The organism is Aeromonas sp. S41-2, from assembly GCF_027705845.1.
Classification (GTDB): domain Bacteria; phylum Pseudomonadota; class Gammaproteobacteria; order Enterobacterales; family Aeromonadaceae; genus Aeromonas; species Aeromonas hydrophila.
The window spans coordinates 1-1,014 of the sequence record NZ_JAPDCG010000026.1 but is presented as its reverse complement, the minus strand read 5'-3'; the positions used below and the strand labels follow the sequence as shown (position 1 = coordinate 1,014).

The 1,014-nt window shown below is 52.9% G+C and carries 1 pseudogene; it reads right to left on the bottom strand.

Going from position 1 to position 1,014, the window contains the following annotated elements:
* Positions 1 to 139: 139 nt before the first annotated feature.
* A pseudogene (locus OKC44_RS22075) lies at positions 140 to 928 on the bottom strand (AadA family aminoglycoside 3''-O-nucleotidyltransferase); the annotation flags it as partial.
* Between the last annotated feature and the right edge of the window lie 86 nt (positions 929 to 1,014).

The following is a 1,014-nucleotide window of genomic DNA, read 5'->3' as shown; positions in this document are numbered from 1 at the left end:
CGATATGAGATCGATTTAGCCACTCATAGAGCATCGCAAGGTCATGCTCAGTCATGAGGCGCAGTGTGACGGAATCGGTGCTGTTGGTCACGATGCTGTACTTTGTGATGCCTAACTTTGTTTTAGACATCATTGGCGTGGAGCCGAGCAGACTGGCGGCTTCGTGCTTCACAAAGTAAATGAACGCAGTCAACTGATCAGCGCGTGAGGCCAAGCAATCCATCCCTTGTCCAAGGTAAGCCTGCTGGGCTTCAAGCAGCACGGGCTGATGTTGGACGGGCAGGCGTTCCATTACCCAGTTGGCAGCTACATCCTTCGGCGCGATCTTGCCGGTTGCTGCGCTGTACCAAATGCGAGACAAGGTAAGCACTACATTCCGCTCGTCGCCTGCCCAATCCGGTTGTGAGTTCCATAGTTTCAAGGTGTCGGCCAGTGCTTTGAATAGATCGCTTTCCGGGACTGGGTTGAAGAAATCTTCCGCGGCCGAACCTGCCAAGGCAAGGCTGTGTTGCCTTGCTTTAGTTAGCAGAATAGCCAGATCAACATCGGTTGTCGCGGGCTCGAAGATGCCCGCAAGAATGTCCTTGCGCTGCCACTCCCCGAATTGCAGTTCCCGTCTGGCTGGATAACGCCAAGGAACAACATCGCCGTACACGACGATGGTAACTTCCAAGGCACGGAGAGCTTCACTTTGGCCGGGAGAAGCGGAAACTTCCAGGAAATCTACGAACAGAGCCTGCCGCACAGTCTCATCGAGCTGTGCAGTCACAGTAACCAGCAAATCAATATCACTGCATGGCTTCAGGCCACCGTCGAGTGCAGAGCCGTACAAATGCACGGCCAGCAACGTCGATCCCAGATGATGCTCGATGACGTTGAGTGCCTGTGATAGCTGTACCGAAATCTCGGCGGGCACTGCGTTGCTCATGATGTCTAACTCCCAATTTGTGTAGGGCTTATTATGCACGCTTAAAAATAATAAAAGCAGACTTGACCTGATAGTTTGGCTGTGAG